Origin of the sequence: Corallococcus praedator, assembly GCF_003612125.1 — a bacterium.
Classification (GTDB): Bacteria; Myxococcota; Myxococcia; order Myxococcales; family Myxococcaceae; genus Corallococcus; species Corallococcus praedator.
In genome coordinates this window covers 1-17,931 of record NZ_RAWI01000188.1, presented here as the reverse complement: position 1 = coordinate 17,931, position 17,931 = coordinate 1, and the positions used below count along the sequence as shown (strand labels likewise).

At 71.4% G+C, this 17,931-nt stretch carries 15 protein-coding genes and 2 pseudogenes; all 17 read right to left on the bottom strand.

Features of this window, described 5'->3' with window-relative positions; all coding sequences use genetic code 11:
* The coding region (locus tag D7Y13_RS23065) for a 1-deoxy-D-xylulose-5-phosphate synthase (protein ID WP_120630774.1) at nucleotides 1-1,563 on the bottom strand (1,563 nt) is incomplete at its 3' end.
* A complete protein-coding gene (locus D7Y13_RS23060) occupies nucleotides 1,563-2,456 on the bottom strand; it encodes a polyprenyl synthetase family protein (protein WP_120581908.1) in 894 nt (297 codons plus the stop codon). The genes D7Y13_RS23060 and D7Y13_RS23065, both read right to left, overlap by 1 nt.
* Nucleotides 2,457-2,461: 5 nt before the next feature.
* Entirely contained in the window at nucleotides 2,462-2,851 is a 390-nt protein-coding gene (locus tag D7Y13_RS23055) for a response regulator (protein WP_120535141.1), read from the bottom strand.
* Between the two features lie 27 nt (nucleotides 2,852-2,878).
* Nucleotides 2,879-3,217, bottom strand: coding sequence for an exodeoxyribonuclease VII small subunit (gene xseB, locus D7Y13_RS23050; protein ID WP_120535140.1), 339 nt, complete (start codon nucleotides 3,215-3,217; stop codon nucleotides 2,879-2,881).
* Nucleotides 3,218-3,258: 41 nt separating this feature from the next.
* Nucleotides 3,259-4,882, bottom strand: a pseudogene (xseA, locus tag D7Y13_RS23045) (exodeoxyribonuclease VII large subunit).
* A complete protein-coding gene (locus D7Y13_RS23040) occupies nucleotides 4,879-6,618 on the bottom strand; it encodes an FHA domain-containing protein (protein ID WP_199732644.1) in 1,740 nt (579 codons plus the stop codon). The pseudogene xseA and the gene D7Y13_RS23040 overlap by 4 nt, the downstream one beginning before the upstream one ends.
* 36 nt (nucleotides 6,619-6,654) lie before the next feature.
* Entirely contained in the window at nucleotides 6,655-9,720 is a 3,066-nt protein-coding gene (locus D7Y13_RS48130; protein ID WP_370451620.1) for an FHA domain-containing protein, read from the bottom strand.
* A 22-nt stretch (nucleotides 9,721-9,742) separates the two neighbouring features.
* Nucleotides 9,743-10,606 (bottom strand): type II secretion system F family protein, encoded by an 864-nt coding sequence (locus D7Y13_RS23030; protein ID WP_370450796.1) that lies wholly within the window; start codon nucleotides 10,604-10,606, stop codon nucleotides 9,743-9,745.
* A 40-nt stretch (nucleotides 10,607-10,646) separates the two neighbouring features.
* Nucleotides 10,647-11,492: a type II secretion system F family protein gene (locus tag D7Y13_RS23025; protein ID WP_120535136.1), complete on the bottom strand. Its 846-nt coding sequence runs from the start codon at nucleotides 11,490-11,492 to the stop codon at nucleotides 10,647-10,649.
* A 71-nt stretch (nucleotides 11,493-11,563) separates the two neighbouring features.
* On the bottom strand, nucleotides 11,564-12,379 hold the full coding sequence (gene cpaB / locus D7Y13_RS23020) for a Flp pilus assembly protein CpaB (RefSeq protein WP_120535135.1): 816 nt from the start codon (nucleotides 12,377-12,379) through the stop codon (nucleotides 11,564-11,566).
* A 229-nt stretch (nucleotides 12,380-12,608) separates the two neighbouring features.
* Complete coding sequence (locus tag D7Y13_RS23015; protein ID WP_147444131.1) at nucleotides 12,609-12,857, bottom strand: hypothetical protein; 249 nt, start codon at nucleotides 12,855-12,857, stop codon at nucleotides 12,609-12,611.
* Nucleotides 12,858-12,953: 96 nt separating this feature from the next.
* Nucleotides 12,954-14,405, bottom strand: a complete 1,452-nt coding sequence (locus D7Y13_RS48125; RefSeq protein ID WP_233595226.1) for an anti-sigma factor family protein — start codon at nucleotides 14,403-14,405, stop codon at nucleotides 12,954-12,956.
* Entirely contained in the window at nucleotides 14,402-15,049 is a 648-nt protein-coding gene (locus tag D7Y13_RS23005) for an RNA polymerase sigma factor (RefSeq protein WP_120535133.1), read from the bottom strand. Before D7Y13_RS23005 ends, D7Y13_RS48125 begins: the two co-directional genes overlap by 4 nt.
* A 63-nt stretch (nucleotides 15,050-15,112) precedes the next feature.
* Nucleotides 15,113-15,520: a DUF2085 domain-containing protein gene (locus D7Y13_RS23000; protein ID WP_120535132.1), complete on the bottom strand. Its 408-nt coding sequence runs from the start codon at nucleotides 15,518-15,520 to the stop codon at nucleotides 15,113-15,115.
* Entirely contained in the window at nucleotides 15,489-16,544 is a 1,056-nt protein-coding gene (locus D7Y13_RS22995; RefSeq protein ID WP_199732643.1) for an ABC transporter ATP-binding protein, read from the bottom strand. Before D7Y13_RS22995 ends, D7Y13_RS23000 begins: the two co-directional genes overlap by 32 nt.
* Nucleotides 16,541-17,566 carry an ABC transporter ATP-binding protein gene (locus tag D7Y13_RS22990; RefSeq protein ID WP_199732642.1) on the bottom strand — a complete coding sequence of 342 codons (1,026 nt, stop codon included), beginning with the start codon at nucleotides 17,564-17,566 and terminating at the stop codon, nucleotides 16,541-16,543. Before D7Y13_RS22990 ends, D7Y13_RS22995 begins: the two co-directional genes overlap by 4 nt.
* Nucleotides 17,563-17,931: pseudogene (locus D7Y13_RS22985) on the bottom strand (GspE/PulE/PilB domain-containing protein); the annotation flags it as partial. The pseudogene D7Y13_RS22985 and the gene D7Y13_RS22990, both read right to left, overlap by 4 nt.

Genomic DNA, 17,931 nt, shown 5'->3' with positions numbered 1-17,931 from the left:
CGTGGTGGTGCCCTCTTCCGCCACCACCACGTGCCCACCCGCCGCGGCCTCCAGCAGCGCCGCTTCATCCAGCGGCCAGGCCCGGCGCGCATCCAGCACGCTCCAGTCCGGTTCGTTCCGCACGGCCTCCAGTGCCGCGAGCCCCAGCGGGCCCAGCGTCACCAGCGTCAGCCGGGGCACGGCCGCGCGCTTCAGCCAGCGGGCTCCCGCCACGGGCGCCTCGCCCACGTGCAGCTCCGGGGGCACCGCCGGCAGCGTGCCACGCGGGAAGCGCAGCACGGACGGCCCGGGGGCCTGGAGCGCGGTGGTGAGCATGGGCGACAGGTCCTCGCCCACCACCGGGGCCCACTGCGTCAGGCCCGGCAGCGGCCGGAGGAAGGACACGTCGTACGCGCCCTGGTGCGTGGCGCCATCCGCGCCCACCAGCCCCGCGCGGTCCACCGCGAAGACGACGGGCAGGCCCGGCAGGCACACGTCGTGGACCACCTGATCATACGCGCGCTGGAGGAAGGTGGAGTAGACGACGCACACCGGCCGAGCCCCCGCCGCGGCCAGTCCCGCGCAGAAGGTGACGGCGTGCTGCTCCGCGATGCCCACGTCGTGCACGCGGTCCGGGAAGCGCGCCTTCAGGCCCGTGAGCGCGGAGCCCTCCAGCATCGCGGGCGTGACGGCCACCACGCGCGGATCCCGCTCCAGCGCTTCGCCCAGCACCGTGGCGAACGCCTCGCTGAACGTGGGCAGTCCCCCGCGCGAGCGCACGAGCTTGCCGGCGCGCCACTCGTAGGGCCCCATCGCATGGCCGCGCGTCTGCTCGTCGGCCTCCGCGGGGGGAAAGCCGCGCCCCTTCTTCGTCAGCGCGTGCACCACCACCGGCCGCGAGGAGGCCTTCGCCTCGCGCAGCGCCTGCGTGAGCGCGCCCAGGTCGTGCCCGTCCACCGGGCCCAGGTAGGTGAAGCCCAGCGATTCGAAGAACGCCCTCGCGTTGCGCGTGCGCAGGAGCGCGGGGATGGCGCCCACGTTCGCGCTGATGGACATCTGGTTGTCGTTGACCACCACCACCAGCGGCAGGTGGCTGCCTCCGGCGTTGTTGAGGCCCTCGAAGCTCAGGCCGCCGGTGAGCGCGCCGTCCCCCACCACCGCCACCACGTGGCCCCGGTGATGCAACTGTCGCCGGCCCGCGAGCACGCCCAGCGCCGCGGAGATGGCCGTGCACGCGTGGCCCGCCGCCAGGGCGTCGTGGGGGCTCTCGCGCGGATCCAGGAACGGAGAGATGCCGCCCGCCTGCCGCAGCGTGTGCATCTGGTCGCGCCGGCCGGTGAGCAGCTTGTGCGCGTACGCCTGGTGCCCCACGTCGAAGAGGAGGGCGTCCTGCGGCGTGTGGAAGACGCGGTGCAGGGCCACCACCAGCTCCACCGCGCCCAGCGACGCGCCCAGGTGTCCGCCCACCCGGCCGCACAGCGTGATGATGGCCTCGCGCAGCGCCTCGCACAGGCCAGGCAGCGCGTCCTCGGACAGCGCGCGCACCTCCGCGGGAGACGACACCCCGGACAGCACGTCCGCCATCAGGACGTCCGCTCCACCGAGTAGCGCGCCAGGGCCGCCAGCGGACCGTCCGCGCCCTCCAGCGGACGCACCGCGGCCTCCGCCGTCGCCACCAGCTCACGGGCCCGGCGCCGCGACGCCTCCAGCCCCAGCACCGCCGGGAACGTGAAGCGCCCGGCCTCCGCGTCCGCGCCCGCGGGCTTGCCCAGCTGCTCCGCGCTGGCCGTCACGTCCAGCACGTCGTCGGCGATCTGGAACGCCAGCCCCACTGCGTCGCCGTAGGTCTCCGCGCTCACGAGCGCCGCCAGGTCCCCGCCCCCGGCCAGCACGCCCATGCGGCATGCCGCGCGGATGAGCGCGCCCGTCTTCATCCGGTGCAGCCGGATGAGGTACGCCTCCGTCGCCGCCCGGTCCTCCGCGGTGTCCAGCACCTGGCCACCCACCATGCCCGCCGCGCCCGCCGCCCGCGCCAGCTCCGCGCACAGCAGGCCGCGCACCGGCTCCGGCCCGCTGGCCATCACCGTGAAGGCCTCCGTGAGCAGCCCGTCCCCGGCCAGGAGCGCCAGCGACTCGCCGAACATCTTGTGGTTCGTCGGCTTGCCCCGGCGCAGGTCGTCGTTGTCCATGCTGGGCAGGTCGTCGTGCACCAGCGAATAGGTGTGCACGTACTCCAGCGCGCACGCCGCATCCACGGCCACCTCGTTGCGGGTGCTCGCCCTGGCCACCGCGTCCGCGAACGCGAGGCACATCACCGGACGCAGCCGCTTGCCGCCCGCGAGCAGTGAATAGCGCATGGACTCCGCGAGCCTGGCCGGCGTGCCGGCGGGAACCAGCCGGTCCGCGCGCTCGCGCAGCAGCTCCTCCACCCGCGCCTGGTGCGAGCGCATGAAGGGTTCCAGTTCAAAGGCGGCCATCGGCTTCAAGGCTCCTGCACCACGTCGGTGGGAATGAGTTCGCGGATGCGCTGGACGAGCGTGTCCAGCTCCAGCGGCTTCACGAAGTAGTCGGCGGCGCCGACCTCCATGCCCCGCCGCTTGTCCTCCGGGTCTCCCCGCCCGCTGATGAAGATGATGGGGATGTCCCGGAACTGCTTGTTCTGCTTCACGGCCTGGCACAGCTCGAAGCCGTTGATCCAGGACATGTTCACGTCCAGGAGGATGGCGTGCGGCCGGTGCAGCTCCAGCGAGGCGACCAGTCGCAGGCCGTTGGCCGCGGACGTCACCTCGAACCCTTCTGACCCCAGGGCCTCGGAGAGCAGTTCGCGCGTGTCACGGTCGTCATCCACAATGGTGATCTTCGGCTTCGACATTCCCGGCCTCCGCCCTTCCCCTGTTTCCTAGAACGGGACATCGTCCTCCGGCGGCGGACGGGCCGTGCTGCTCGCCCGGGGAGCAGCCTGGGGAGCGGGACGGGACGCCACCGCCAGGGGCGCGACGACCTCCTGGCCGTCCTCGTCCACCAGCAGCTGCTCGATGCGCTGTTCGGCCTCCGTGAGGAGCTTCTCGCCCCGGCGGACGAGCCGGATGCCTTCCTCGAACGCCTTGAGCGAGTCCTCCAGCGACAGCTCGCCGCTCTCCAACCGGGCGACCGTCTGCTCCAGACGCGACACCACGTCCCCGTACTGCTCGGGGGCGGCCTCCACCTTCGGGTTCTTTTCCGACTTCGCCACGGCCATCCACCTCCCCGAGCGGGGCGCGGAATGTAGAGGGTGGCCCGCTAGCAGTCCACCGGCCCTTTCAGGCCAGTGACGGTCGCTTCGATTTCTTCACACCCGCCCAGCGTCTGGGCGCCATGGGCGGCCAGCTTGATGCCCAGCACGTCCCCCACCACCACGTCCCCCATGGAGCGCACCACGACGCCGTCCCGCTGGCGGAACGTCACCGCGTAGCCGCGCGACATCACCTTCAGCGGGCTCAGGGCGTCCAGGCGTCCCCCCAGGCGTCCGAAATGCGTCTGCGCGGAGGACAGCGCCCCCCGCTGGAGTTCGAGCAGCCGCGCGCGCGCCTTCGCCACCCGCGCGCGCCGCTTCCGACAGGCGCATGGCGAGCTTGAGCAGGTGCGAGCGCTGCTCTCCCAGCCGCGTCTGGGGCCGCGCCCGCTGCAACCGCTCCTGCAGGGCGCGCAGCCGCTCGCGGTGTTCGCGCGCCTGGGGGCGCAGCACGCGCATCATCGCCTCCACCTGTTCGGACAGGTGCAGGCGCTGCTGGTTCACCGCGCGCCGGGGGTCGGTGAGCCGCGCGGCGAGCTGGCCCTGACGCTCGCGCAATTCCAGCACGCGGCGCTCGAAGGCCCGGCGCAGCCGTCCGGACTGCGTGGCCAGCGTCAGCTCCAGGTCCGCGAGGACGGGAGACAGCCGCTCCGCCGCCGCGCTGGGCGTGGGCGAGCGCAGGTCCGCGACGAAGTCCGCGATGGTGAAGTCGATTTCGTGGCCGATGGCGGACACCACCGGCACCGGCGAGGCGAAGATGGCGCGCGCCACCCGCTCCTCGTTGAAGGTCCAGAGATCCTCCACGGAGCCTCCGCCGCGCGTCACGACGATGACGTCCACGTCGGTGCGGCCCAGCCGCTCGATGGCCCGCGCCACGTCCTCCTCGGCGCCCTCGCCCTGCACGCGCGCGTCCGCCAGCAGCACGCCCAGCCGGGGGTTGCGCGAGTGCAGCACGCGCAGGAAGTCCTGGAGCGCCGCGCCCGTGCGGCTGGTGACGACGCCAATCCTCCGGGGCAGGAAGGGCACGGGCCGGGGCGGCCGCACGCGCCGGTCGCCGATGAGCCCCTCGGCCGCCAGCCGCTGCTTGAGCTGTTCGAACGCGAGCGCCATCGCGCCCTCGCCCACGGGCTCCAGCCGGCTGACGATGAGGCTGTAGCGGCCCTGCGGCTCGTACAGGTCCACGCTGCCCTCGGCCAGGACCTCCATGCCGTCGCGCAGCGCGAAGCGGATCCGCGACGCCATCGAGGCCCACACCTTGGCGTCGATGGACGCGTCCGCGTCCTTGAGCGTGAAGTACCAGTGGCCGCGCGCGTTGGCGCCACGGAAGCTGGACACCTCGCCGCGCACCAGCACGCGCGGGAAGCGCGACTCCACCGTCTGCTTCAACTGGCGCGTCAGCTCGCCCACCGACAGCACCGTGCGCTCCGCGCGCGGCACCGGGATGGGCGCCGGGGCCAACGGCGGCGGCGCGACAGGTTCGGCCTTCGGCGGGAGCGCGGGCGCGGCCGGCTTGCCGCCGGCGGCCTTCGTCCCCGGGGAAGCTGGACGCAGGGGAGGCAAGAGCGACGTGCCGAAGAGGTCGCCCTGCCCCTCCTCGGGGGGCGGCGGCTCCGCGCCCTTGCGCTTCTTCATCGCGACAGCTTCTCGACCCAGCCCTGGGCCTTGCCGTGCAGTTCGTCGTCGGCCGGCGTCATCGCGACGACGTCCCTGAACTGGGGCAGCGCCTCGTCCGGGCTGGAGTCCTTGATGGAGTAGGCCTGGAGGTACAGGTCCTTCGCCTTGCCCCGCAGGTCGCTGACGATGTTCGCGGCGCCCGCGTGGTTGGGGTCCGCCTGGAGCGCGCGGCGCGCGTTCTCCATCGCCTTCGTCCACTGGGCGGAGGCCTTCGCGGCGACGGCGTTCTTGTAGAAGATCGTCGCCGCGCGGGTGCCCGCGTTGCGCGCCATCTTGCTGCCCCGGCCGTCGGTGATGTCCTTGTCGAGCGCGAGCAGCCGCGTCAGGCCCTTGGCGTCCAGGTCCTCCAGCTTCTTGTAGAGGTTCCCGAACTCCGTCATCTGCGACATGTACTGCTTGCACTGGGGCGTCTTGCCCAGGCACGTGTTGAGGATGGCCACCGCGCCGGTCATGTCACCGTCGCGGAAGCGGTCCACGGCGGGCTCCCAGGGCTTGGGCGCCGCCACCACCTTCACGGGCTCCGGACGCGTCAGGTCCGCGATGATGCGCGCGGCCTCATCGTTGATGAGCTTGCCGTCGCGGTGCTCCGGGAAGGTCGCCAGCACGTCGTCGGTGATGGCCTTGGCCTTCTGCACCGACTCCAGCTGACGGGAGGCCATCATCGTGTTGGCCTCCTTCGTGCGCGCGTCGGCCGCGTCGGTCAGCGCCCGGCGGGCCGTCTTCAGCTGCTCATAGAGCTGCGTGTCGCTGCTCACCTTGGCGAGCGACGCCTGCGCGGCCGCGAGCTCTCCCCGGGTCATCGCCGCCTGGGCCGCGGTCAGGTGCCCCTGGTTGGGGATCTCCTTCTCCGCGGCCTTCAGGTAGTCGGCCACGCCGGGGTACTCGGGGGCCTGCTCCTGGAGTTCCTGGAGCTTCACCTTGGCCTGCTGCCACTGGCCCTCACGCACCAGGTTCTTGGCGTCCTGGAACATGCCGCCCAGCTGCTCGCGATAATCGCGCTGCTCCTGCTCGATGCGGCCCTGCTCCTCCTGCTGCTGCTTCATGCGCGAGCGCGCGACGCCCAGGCCGGCGAGGAGCACCACCACCACGCCGACGCCCGCGAGCTTCATCCGCATCCGCTTGCGCTGCAGCTCCGGCGTCAGCTCCGCGGCGGCGGAGGCGCGCGACGTCTGGGGGCGCGCGCGACCGGGGCCGGGACGCACGGGCACCGCCGAGGAGGAGCGGCTCCCGCTCGGGGCTGGCCGGGGCCGGCTGGGGCCCGCGGGCGCCTGCACCTTGGCGGTGCTGTTGGCCACGTCCTCGTAGCGCAGCTCCGAGTCGCCCATCGTGATGATGTCGCCGTTGGCCAGCAGCGTCTCGTCGGTGACGGGCTCGTCGTTGACGAGCGTGCCGTTGCCCGACTTCATGTCGCTGACGTACCAGCCCGCGGACTCCTTGCGCAGCGTGATGTGCTTCCGGGAGACGGACGTGTCCTGCAGGCAGATGGGATTTTCGGAGGCGCGACCGACGGTGTACTCGAGCTCGGAGAGCGGGAACTCCGCGCCCTCGCTAGGGCCCGCGATGACCACGAGCTTCGCGGGCTTCGGCGCGGAGACACCGGCGGTCGACCGGCGGACCGGCGCGCGTTGTCCGGTCCCGGAAGAGGGCGTACCCGAAGTAGGCCTTCGGCGGGCTGGGGGAGGACCGTTCGACATGGTGTTCACCGCGTCCTGCTGAGGGGGGCACGAACCCTAGAGTTCATGCTCATAGGCTTTTTCCAGCGCGAGATTGTGGCAGCGATGCTCGGTGCTAGGGAAGCGTCTCCGCACTTCCGCCAGGGCCGCGACCGCCTGCCGTCGGCTGCGGAACTGGACCGCCTGCTGGAATTCCAGCATCAGCTGACCGCAGCGGTGGTCCAGCTCTGTTGAAATCCGGGCGATCCGCTCCCGGACGTCCTCGTAGAGGTCCGGCTTGTCGTCGAGCGCTTCCAGGGTGATCCACGCGGAGCGGTACTGCTGCCAGGCCCGGAAGAGGTTCTCCCCGCCCACGTCCTTCAACTCATAGAACCGGGCGCCCGCCGTCGCCGCTTCCCGAGCGGAGGCCAGCAGTTGATCCGGCGGCAGCTCCGGCACCGGGATGATCTCCAACCGGAGGTTCCAGATGCGCCAGGTCTCCTGCCCCGGGGGGTTGAGGGCGTTGTCGAAGAGCAGCTGGTTGTTCTCGTTGCGGCGCAGCAGGCCCGGGGGCATGACCTGCTCCAGCTCGCGCTCCTGCGTCTGGGCTGTGTCCGGCGGGACCCAGCCCAGGGACACGCCGTTGAGCGACAGGTTGACCTCGTCCTTGGCGATGTTGCTGGCCTGGTAGTGCAGCACCGCCACCGCGCGGGTGGGCGAAACGAAGCGGAAGTCGAAGACCTTCTCGTCCGCGTGGGGCCAGCGCACGCCCTGCCCCAGGCCGAACGAGTCCGGCACCGGCTCCAGGCCCAGCTTGAAGGGCTCCCGGCCCGGCAGCTTGAGCGAGGTGGACGACAGGACGGTGATGACGCCGAACAGCGCCGCCAGGACGATGACGCCCGCGACGGACGCGTAGCCGACGCGGCGCAGCTTGGACTGGCGGTTCCAGAACAGGACGAACTGGCCCCCCAGCGTGCGGGCGAGTTGGCGGCGCCTCCGGGCCTTGTCGGCGGCGGTCGAGGGTTCGACCTTCGCGACGACCGTCACGGAGCGCGCCGGCTGCGAGGAGGCGTCCTCCGGGTCGGACGGCGGGAGGGGCTGGGTGGCGTCGCTCTCGTCCGGGGACAGCAGGGCCAGCAGGCCGGCCTCGCCTGGCAGCGAACCGGACAACGGCGCGGAGGCCGCCGGCGCGTCCGGACGGTCCTTGCCCACGAACGTCACCGGTTCAAAGGGCGGAGGCTGCGGGACGGGAGCGCTGCGCGCGGGAGCATGCGCCAGCACGGGGGGCGCGCCAGGACCGTCCTGGCCGACGAAGGTCCTCACCTCCGACGACTCGTCGGGTGGGGCGGAAGCGATGCGCTGCTCCTGCCCCACGAACGTCGGCGGTTCCTCGGTGACGACGGGGGCGGCCACCTTCGGGGGCACCCCATGGAGCACCGGACGCGGCACGAGCGGATTGACGGGAGGGATGGGCCGCAGGTCGAGGACCGTCCTCTCCTCGGGCTCCTCTTCCACCACCGGCGGAAGCGACGGTGCCTCGGGGGCCGCCGGCGCCGTGGCTGCTTGGGGCGGTGGCTCCGGCGGGGTGACGACCGCGGGGATAGCCATCAGCGTGCGCTCCTCGGGCTCGTCCTGATCCGAGAAGGACAGCGCGGGGGGCGCCACGGGGGGCGGCGGAAGCAGGAACTCCGGCGACTCCACCGCGGAGATCGCCATGAGCGTGTGCTCTTCGGGCTCGTCCGGATCCACCGGGGACAGACCCACCGGAGGAGGAGGAAGCACAGGCTCCGACGACTCCACCGCGGAGATCGCCATCAGCGTGCGCTCTTCGGGCTCGTCCGGATCCACCGGGGACAGGCCCACCGGAGGCGCGTTCCACGAAGCCACGGGAGCGCTCACCGGAGGCGGCATGTGACCGGGGAAGGACAGCACGGGGAGGCCAGGAGCCCCTGACGCGGGAGCTGTTCCGCCACGCACGGGCACGGGAGCCACGGCGGGCGCCAGCGCCGGGACGGAAGGCAGCAGGGGCACCGACGCCACCGCATTCTTGAGCACGGGTGGCGACGCGGGCGACTTCGCACTCGAGGGAGGAGCGACGGGCGGCGCGTCCCTTCGCGGGGCGGACGGGCCCGGCGGCGCGGCGGCGGCATCCGCCTGGAGAGACGGGGACTTCGCAGGCTCGGCCCCTCGCGCGGCGCCGCGCCCCAGGGAGGGGCGATTCAGCGCGGGCGCGCCAACCGCGGGCAGGCCCGGGGCGGCCTTCTTCGGCGTGGCGGCAGCGAGCACGGGCCGGCCCGGAGGGGCGGCCTTGTTCGGAGAAGCGGAGGCGTCTGGAGAGGCAGGGCCCGGTGCCGCGAATTTGCCCGACGTGGAGGCGCCAGCGGCGGACTGGCTCGAAGCAAGAGGTCCGCTCTTCGCGGGAGCACCCGCGACGGAAGGGCCCGGTGCCGAGGCGCGCCCCTGCGCGGGAGTCGCTCCCGCCGGAGGGGCAGCCCTGCTCGGCGCGGGTGCGCCGACAGCAGGAAGGCCCGGTCCGGAAGCGCGACCCTGCGCGGGCGCTCCGACCGCGGGAAGGTCGGGCGCGGAGGGCCGTTTCGGCGGAGGCACCACGGCCTCCGGCTTCCTCGCGGGAGACGGCGCCAGCGGTGGCGCGGGCGTCGCCATGCTCCTCGCGGCGGCCCCGGAGCGCTGGGGGGTCGGCTGGAAGGACGGCCTCGCCAGCACCGGCAGCGACTGCTGGTAGCTCGTGGGCGCGGCTTCGATCTCCGCGAGCGAGGCCTGCTCCAGGCCCTGGGGCGGCGACACCTGCGCGTGCGGCGGCGCGAGCGCCCTGCGGATGGGCCGGGTGACGTCCGCCTCCTCGTCCTGCGGCATCCAGACGAAGGTGAACTCCACCGGCCCGACGGTGATGCGATCCCCGTCGCGCAGCTGCTTCTCGCCGCCGAGCGGCTGGCCGTTGAGCTGCGTGCCGTTGGCACTGCCCACGTCCTCGGCGAAGTACCGCCCGTCCCGCGCCGTGATGCGGGCATGACGCCGGGAGACCCCGTGGTCATGCAGCACCAGGTCGTTCTCCGAGGTCCGGCCGATCTTCACCTCGGCCTGCTCGAAGGCGAGCTCCCTCCCGACCTGGAGCCCCTGGGTGATGGTGAGCAGGATGGGCAGAGGACTAGCCCCCGACGTTGCCGTACATGAACTGGAACACGATGGGCCCGAAGAGCACCATGAACACCGTCGGGAAGATGCAGGCGATGAGCGGGAAGAGCATCTTCACCGGCGCTTCACCCGCCAGCTTCTCCGCGCGCTGCGTCCGGTCGATGCGCATCTGCGTGGACTGGATGCGCAGCACCTTGCCCAGGCTCGTTCCCATCTTGTCCGCCTGGATCAGCGCCGTGACGAACGTCGTCAGGGGCGGCAGGTCCACGCGCGCGATCATGCTCTTCAAGCCCTCTTCACGCGTCTTGCCCATCTTCAGCTGCTTGAGCACCAGCTGCAGCTCCTCGCGCAGCGGCCCCTGACGGCCCTTCTCCACCACCTTCGCCAGCGCGCCCGTGAAGTCCATGCCCGCTTCCACCGACAGCGTCAGCAGGTCCAGGTTGTACGGAAGCGCGCGGCTGATGGCCAGGTGACGGCGCTTCACCTGATCGTTCAACCAGATGAGCGGATAGAACAGGCCCAGGAGCATCACCAGGAGCGACCAGGCCAGGTTCATCCCGATGCCGTTGATGACGAAGAGCCCGGCCAGCAGGGCCAGGAAGGCGCTGACTTCCTGCAGCGCCATGATGTCCTCGGGCTTGTACTGCGACGGCTCGCCCGCCTTGATGAGCTTGCGGCGCGTCTTGGACTCGTAGCCCGGCCACATGAAGCGCCGGTTCATGGCGCCCAGCTTGCGGATGGCGACGGAGCCCACGCCCTTCACGCCGCCCGCGGACTCGTCGCGGACCTCCGTGAGGAAGTGCTCCAGGACGTTGTGGTAGACGCCCACGCCCAGGAACGCCACGGCCCCCGCGGTCAGCAGCGCCGAACCGCCCATCAGCAAGGCTGTCAGAATCTCCTGCACGGTGCGCCTCGTTTCAGATGTCGATGTTGACGATGCGCCGGATGATGAGGATGCCCATGATCTCCATGATGGCGATGATGGTCACCAGGATGTAGCCGAAGAAGTGATCCAACATCGGCTCCATCAGGTCCGGACGCATGTAGTTGAGCACCATGCCGAGCACCGCCGGCATGGCCGCGACGATCCACCCCTGCAGCTTGCCCTGTGACGTGAGGGCGTCGATCTTGCCCTCCAGGCGGAAGCGCTCGCGGATCACCGTGGAGATGGTCTCGAACATCTCCGCCATGTTGCCGCCCAGCTGGCGCGCGATGTTGGTGGACACCACCACCAGCTCCAGGTCGTCACTGCCCACGCGGCGGCCCATGTTCACCAGGGCCTCTTCCAGGGGGACGCCCAGCTTCACTTCCTTCACGAACAGGCCGAACTCCTGCGACAGCGGCGGCATCGCCTCGCGCGCCACGTGCTCGATGGCCTGCGGGAACGTGAGGCCCGCCTTGAACGCGTTGGCCATGGCCTGCAGCGCGTCCACCAGCTGCACGTTGAACTTCTTGATCCGGCGCTTGCGGTAGTGCTTCACCATCAGCATCGGCAGGAAGAAGCCGAAGATGGTCGCGAGCAGCGCCAGGATGGGGTTGAAGATGATGTAGCTGAGGATGCCCAGAAGGCACATGCACGCGATGTTGAGGATCAACATCTGCCGCGCATCGATGAAGAGGAACATGTCGCTCAAGTCGTTCATCGACTTGGCGACGTAGCGCTCCTGGTACTGCTCATACGCCTTCGACAGGACGCTGAAGATCACCAGGCTGAAGAAGAACACCGAGCCGGTGACGAGAAGGAGGACGATACCTGCGAGCATGGGCGCGAATCCCCTGAGGAAGAGGGAGAAGCCGGCGGGGCCGCTTCAGACGAAGCAGCCCCGGCGGGCCACTACGGAGAGCCGGCCGAGGCCTTCTCGCCGCCACCGCCCTTGATGATCTGGATGATCTCCCGGCGCTTCTGCTCCAGCACCCGGGTGCGCTCGCCGGACAGCAGCGTGCTGATGGTGGCGCGACCGCGCTCCTCGATGAGGTCCACGTCGTCCTCGTTGCGCAAGGACAGGGTCAGGTTGCCCAGCTCCGCCGCGAGCACCAGGATCTCCGCCTCTTCCGGCAGCACCATCAGCGACACGTTGCTGTACTCGCGCTGGTTCTCCGGGATGAGGTTGATGTTCGTGGTGCCGGTGATCTTGCCCGTGGCGACCACGATGATGTTCTGCAGCAGCGTCACGGCGACGCTCTCGTCCGTCTGCGGATCGCGGAACGTGCCGATGATGTCCACGTGGTCGTTGGGGCGGATCCAACCGCCCACCGCCGTCGTCTGCTTCGCCTCGATGGTGATGGCGCGCGCCTTCTTCTGCACCTTCGTCGACAGGCGCTCGGCGGCCTTCGTCGTCTCGAACTGGCTCCAGAGGATGGGGTCGCCCGCCTGCAGCGCCACCAGCACCTTCTGGTTCACGATGTAGTTGGCCGAGTCCGGCTTCACCACCGACGAGGTGACGAACTGCTCGGGCACGGAGCGCTGGGAGATCATCTCGTACGTGATGACCGTCCCTTCGGGCATGTCCGTGCCCGCGACCACCACGGGCACCAGATTCCACCCGCGACGCACATCCGATTCCTTCTTCTTGATGGCCGAATAGGCCACGATGCCCGCGAGCAAACCGAGCACCAGCGCGACGACGAGCGGGGTCTTACCCTTCAACATGGTTCAAGGTCCTCCAGAACGGTGGGGCGCCGTCGTGGCGGCAAGACAGCTTTGACGTGGGGGCGATGCCAGGGCGCGAACGGGCGGGATGTTAGCCATGCGCCAGAGCAGGTGTCAAAACCACCTCTCACGATAGAACGGAATCCCAGGACACCCTGGGGCCCCAGCGCCTCCCTGCCTGCCAGGTTGGATGACGCACCCTGGCGATGATCCGCGCTGCTCCCGGGCGTCAGGGGAACGGCAGGTTCAGCACGAAGTAGAACGAGTCGTAATAGATCTCGTACGCCTCGAGGAACAGGTCGATGACGTTGCTCTGCCGGTCCTCGGACCACCGGATCTTCACGGTGGCGCCGACAACGAGCGCCACGAGCAGCACCCAGTTGAGCACCGAGTACTCGACCATGGCCTGACCCCGGCGGGCGCGGCGCAGGGAGCGCGGCGCTGCCTTCCGGGGGGTGCTCACAGGGGGATGATCCACGTCCGGCCTCATCCTCCCAGTATCCAGGCTCCGGGGGCCCCATGCATCGGTCATCTGGACTGGACCGGCCGCCACGGACGGCCCGGGCCTGCCCCGCTACTGCGCGGGAGCGGCCTGGGCCGGAGCCTTCGTGGGGACGGTCGTCTCCGCACCCTGCCCCAGCCACATCCCGGCCCGCTGGGCCGCTTCGGACTCTGGCGCCTCCATGACGATGCGCGCGCAGACCTCCGCGCCCTCCGTCCTGCGGCCCTGGGCGTACTCCGCTTCGCATAGGCGTGAGAGCAGCGACAGCCGTTCGCTTCCGGTGACACCGGCCGCGAGCGCGGCACGCAGCAACTGGGACTCCCGGGCGCGGTCGCCCCGGCTCGCGGCCTCCTGCGCCTGCCGCGACAGATCGCGGGCGGTCATCGCGTCGGCGCGGGCGGCCTTCTCCGCAGGCGCGGACTTCGGCTTGGAAGCGGTCGCGGGCAAGGGCGCGCGGGCGGCCTGCTGCTCGCGGGCGGCTTGCGGCTCGGGGGGGGGCATCGCCTTGCCGGGAGCCGGCGGCTCATCACGCGGCGGGGCGGCGGAGCCCGTGGGCATCGGCGTGGAAGGCGCGGGCGCGGCGGCGACCACGGGCGAAGGCGGCGGAGGGGCGGCCTCTTCGGCGAGATCAGCGTCGTCCCGGGCGAGTCCCCGTCCATAGGACGCACCGCCCAACCGCAACGCGCTGCCCTCCTCCTTCCGGAACTTGTCGCTGCCGCCTCCCGTGTCGGCAAGGCCGGAGCTGACGCCAGCCGGTGCCTGGTTGAGCATGCCCTGCGCGAGCGCGGAGTCCTTCGCCTCCTCGTCCATCACCGCCGACGGAGCCTGGAGCGCGTCCACTTCCGCCTCCGACTTGCGGAAGCTGGACACCTTCTTCTTTCCCTCCAGGCCCGGCCCGCCACGCCGCTCCAGCAGGGCGCCCCCGCTGCCAGCGTTCATCCAGTCCGAGGGCCGACCTTCGCCCCCACCCTTGGAGCCAAGGGAGGCTTCGGCCTGCTTCGTCCTCGCACGGTCCAGCAGCGCGCCGGACGAGGGGGCCGGCGCGGCCTTCATGGCCGAGGGAGCCTCCTGCGCGGCCGGGGCGTCATCAAAGGCCTCTGCCTTGGCCATCGCTTCGTTCTGCCTGACGGCGGCCGGTGCGGCCTTCTGCGACAGCGCCGGCTCCAGGTTGACGTTCTTGCTGACCTCCAGCGTCAACACGCCGAAGGTGCTCACCGTGGCCAGGCCCACCGCGGGCAACAGCCAGCGGCGCCAGCGCGAGGGCTTCGGTTCGGGGCCCGCGGCGGCGCGGCGCGCGGACTGCTGCGCGTACGCCAGGAGCGACTCCAGGCCGGCGTCCGGCGGCGGTTCAACCGACAGGTGCGCCATCGTGGAGCGCACGCCGCGGATGTCCGACAGGGCCTTGGAGCAGCGCGCGCAGCCCTGGACGTGCTGCTCCAGCGACTGGGCCTCCGACGCCGGCAGCTCGCCGTAGGCGAAGTCGAGGAGCCGGTCCTCGTGCGCGTGGGCATTCTGGGCACTCATCCCGCCACCGTCCTTCCATCCTCCGACAGGTCGCCATCCACGCCCAGCTCTCCCAGACGACGGCGCAGTCCCTCCAACGCGTAGCGCATCCGACTCTTCACGGTGTTCTCGGACACGCCCGTCACCTCGGCGATCTCCTTGAACGGGATGCCGCTGTACTCGCGCAGCACGAACACCTCGCGCTGCTCTTCCGGCAGGCCCGCGAGGGCCCGCTCCAGCAGGGGCCGCAGGCGCGCGTTGTGCGCCCCGCGCTCCGGACTGGCACCGGAGTCCGGCAGCCCCTCGCCCAGCGGACGTCCCTCGTCCCCGTCCGTGCCACCCACGGGGGCTTCCAGGGATGTCGTCTGGCGGTAGCTCTCTTTGCGCGTGCTGTCCACGCAGAGGTTCCTCGCGATGGTGTACAGCCAGGTCGTGAACCGGGCCTTCGGCGTGTATTCCCGGGCGCTGCGAACCACCTTGAGCCACGTCTCCTGCAGCACGTCCTCCGCCCGCGCCCGCTGCCCGACGAAGCGCAGGATGAAGTTGAACACCGGCGCGCGGTGCTTTCGCATCAGCGCTTCGAACGCGCGCGCGTCTCCCGCCTGGAAGGCGAGCATCAGCCGCTCGTCTGAGGTTTCGGGTGCCAACTCTCCCCCTGTGCCCATGAAGCCACGGGTGCCATCCCCTTCCCGCCCTGTGCCTGTAACGGACAGGCCTACGGGAAAGGTCTATTCCGGCCGTGGACGCCGGTAAGTGGCGAGAATGACAGGGACCGCCACCCCTGTCACCAGGAGTGCCTGTGCCAGCAGCACCGCCGGCAGCGGGCGCTGCACGTGGATGTACAGCGAGCGGCCAAGTCCCAACCCCAGCAACACCCCGGTCAGCGTGCGCACCGCGTTGTTGCCGGAGGCCGGACGGAAGCGCCCCACCGCCCAGTCCACCAGGGCCGGCAGCGTGAGCGCCACGCCCACCGGCACGTCCCACGCCCACGCGAGCGGCGCCCGCAGCACGAACAGCCCCACGAAGACGGCGGCGAGCACCGGGTACGTGCCCAGACAGCGCGCGCAGACGCGCACCCCGCCCAGCGCGTACGTGCGGTTGTACTCATCCGCGTGATGATGGCTGAGCCAGAACACCGGGACCTCCGTCGGACGCGGAAACAGGGGGAACGGGCCCGGCGCTCCGGGCATCCCCTTCGGCCAGGAAGCATGCGGCGGCGTGGCCCTCCCCCAGCGGGTAGAGCGGCGGCGACTCGCGCCGGCAGCGCTCCATCACGTAGGGGCAGCGCGGGTGGAACGAACACCCGGACGGAGGCGACAGCGGCGAGGGCGGCTCTCCCGGCAGGAGCAGGCGCGCGCGGGGACGCTCTGGATCCGGCACCGGCACCGCGGACAGCAGCGCCTGCGTGTACGGATGACGGGGCCCCGCGTACAGCACGCGGGAGGGCGCCACCTCCACGATGCGGCCCAGGTACATCACCGCCACGCGCGTGGACACGTACTCCACGATCTTCAGGTCGTGCGCGATGAAGACGTAGGTGAGCCCGCGCTCGCGCTGCAGGTCCACCAGCAGGTTGACGATCTGCGCCTGGATGGAGACGTCCAGCGCGCTGATGGGCTCATCCGCCACCACCAGGTCCGGGCGCAACGCGATGGCACGTGCAATGCCGATGCGCTGGCGCTGCCCGCCGGAGAACTCGTGCGGGTAGCGGTGCCGGGCCTCGCGGGGCAGGCCCATGGCATCCAGGAGCGACAGCACCTCCTCCTCGCGCGCCCTGCCCTTCGCAAGGCCATGGATGGCGAAGGGCTCCGCGAGGATGTCCCCCACCGTCATGCGCGGGTTGAGCGAGGCGTACGGATCCTGGAAGACGAGCTGCATGCGCCGGCGCAGGGGCCGCAACTGGCGCTGCGACAGGCCGGTGAGCTCGCGCCCGTCCACGCGGATGGAGCCGGCCGTGGGCTCCAGCAGGCGCAGCACGGCGCGGCCCAGGGTGCTCTTGCCGCAGCCACTCTCCCCCACGAGCCCCAGCGTCTCACCGCGCGCGACGTCGAAGGACACGCCGTCCACCGCGCGCACCGCGCCCTTCGTGCGCCCGAGCCAGCCGCCGCGCACCGGGAAGTGCACCTTCAGGTCGCGCACCTGGACCAGCGGTTCGCTCATGGCGCGGGCACCGGGTGGTGGCAGGCGGCCCACTGGCCCCCGCGCTTGGGCTCCAGCGCGGGCGTGACGCGGGCACACAGTTCAGAGGCGCGGTCGCACCGGTCGCGGAACGCGCACCCGGAGGGCAGCGCTCCCAGGGACGGCACCATGCCGGGAATCGCCTTCAGCCGGCGCTTCTCCCCCTCCACCGCCGCGCCCGCGTCGTGCAGGGACGGGATGGAGCGCAACAGGCCCGCCGTGTACGGGTGCGCGGGCCGGGCGAAGAGCTCGCGCACCGGGGCCTGCTCCACGATGCGGCCCGCGTACATCACCGCCACCGCGTCGCAGCTTCCCGCCACCACGCCCAGGTCGTGGGTGATCAGCATCACCGCCATGTGGCGCTCGGTCTGCAGGCGCTTGAGCAGGTCCAGGATCTGCGCCTGGATGGTGACGTCCAGCGCCGTGGTGGGCTCGTCCGCGATGAGCAGCGCCGGGTCGCACGCGAGCGCCATGGCGATCATCACGCGCTGGCGCATGCCGCCGGAGAGCTGGTGCGGGTACGCGTCCACGCGCTCGCCGGGGGCCGGGATGCCCACCTGCCGCAGCATCTCCACCGCGCGCTCACGCGCCTGCGCCCGGGACGCCTTCAGGTGCAGCCGGACGCCTTCGCCAATCTGCTCGCCCACGGTGAAGACGGGGTTGAGCGACGTCATCGGCTCCTGGAAGACCATGGCCACGTGCCGTCCGCGCACGCGCCGCATCTCCGGCTCCGGCAGGCGCAAGAGGTCCTGTCCCCGGAAGAGCACCTCGCCGGCCACCACCCGGCCGGGCGGCTGGGGGACGAGCCGCATCACCGACAGCGCGGTGAGGCTCTTGCCGCAGCCGCTCTCCCCCACCACCCCCAGCGTGCCGCCGGGAGGCACGGTGAAGGACACCCCGTCCACCGCGCGCACCGGCCCTCGCTCCAGCGAAAGCTGGGTGGTGAGCCCGCGCACGTCCAGCAGCGGGGCCAGGAGGTCCGACGACGGCGCGGCCCCGGTCACTTCTGGGCCAGCTCCTCCAGGAACTCCGACTCCTGGATGAGGCCCTTGCGGATGAGCAGGCGGATGAGGCTCGCGACCATGCGCGCGGGCTTCACCTTCTCCGTGTCCAGGCTGGCCTCCTCGCCGCGCGAGATGCGCTCGATGTCGTCCAGCACCGCCAGGTCCTCCTCGGAGAAGTCCGGCGTGGGCGTGAGCGGCATCGACGGCCGGACGCCCTGCGCGGCGCCGCCGAAGACGACCACCGGCACGCGCGGCTTGTTCGGGTCGGAGTCCTCGGGGGGCGGCGGAGGCGGCGGCCTGGACGCGGCGGGCCTGGGCGGCGGAGGCGGCGCGGCGCGGGGCTTCGCGCTCAGCAGGTCATCCAG

What these genes read in the sequence shown, in the direction of transcription:
- D7Y13_RS23060 (WP_120581908.1), bottom strand. Translation starts at nt 2,456, where the DNA reads ATGGCCGCCTTTGAACTGGAACCCTTCATGCGCTCGCACCAGGCGCGG.
- D7Y13_RS23055 (WP_120535141.1), bottom strand. Translation starts at nt 2,851, where the DNA reads ATGTCGAAGCCGAAGATCACCATTGTGGATGACGACCGTGACACGCGC.
- xseB (WP_120535140.1), bottom strand. Translation starts at nt 3,217, where the DNA reads ATGGCCGTGGCGAAGTCGGAAAAGAACCCGAAGGTGGAGGCCGCCCCC.
- D7Y13_RS23040 (WP_199732644.1), bottom strand. Translation starts at nt 6,618, where the DNA reads ATGTCGAACGGTCCTCCCCCAGCCCGCCGAAGGCCTACTTCGGGTACG.
- D7Y13_RS23030 (WP_370450796.1), bottom strand. Translation starts at nt 10,606, where the DNA reads ATGGGCGGTTCGGCGCTGCTGACCGCGGGGGCCGTGGCGTTCCTGGGC.
- D7Y13_RS23025 (WP_120535136.1), bottom strand. Translation starts at nt 11,492, where the DNA reads ATGCTCGCAGGTATCGTCCTCCTTCTCGTCACCGGCTCGGTGTTCTTC.
- cpaB (WP_120535135.1), bottom strand. Translation starts at nt 12,379, where the DNA reads ATGTTGAAGGGTAAGACCCCGCTCGTCGTCGCGCTGGTGCTCGGTTTG.
- D7Y13_RS48125 (WP_233595226.1), bottom strand. Translation starts at nt 14,405, where the DNA reads ATGAGTGCCCAGAATGCCCACGCGCACGAGGACCGGCTCCTCGACTTC.
- D7Y13_RS23005 (WP_120535133.1), bottom strand. Translation starts at nt 15,049, where the DNA reads ATGGGCACAGGGGGAGAGTTGGCACCCGAAACCTCAGACGAGCGGCTG.
- D7Y13_RS22995 (WP_199732643.1), bottom strand. Translation starts at nt 16,544, where the DNA reads ATGAGCGAACCGCTGGTCCAGGTGCGCGACCTGAAGGTGCACTTCCCG.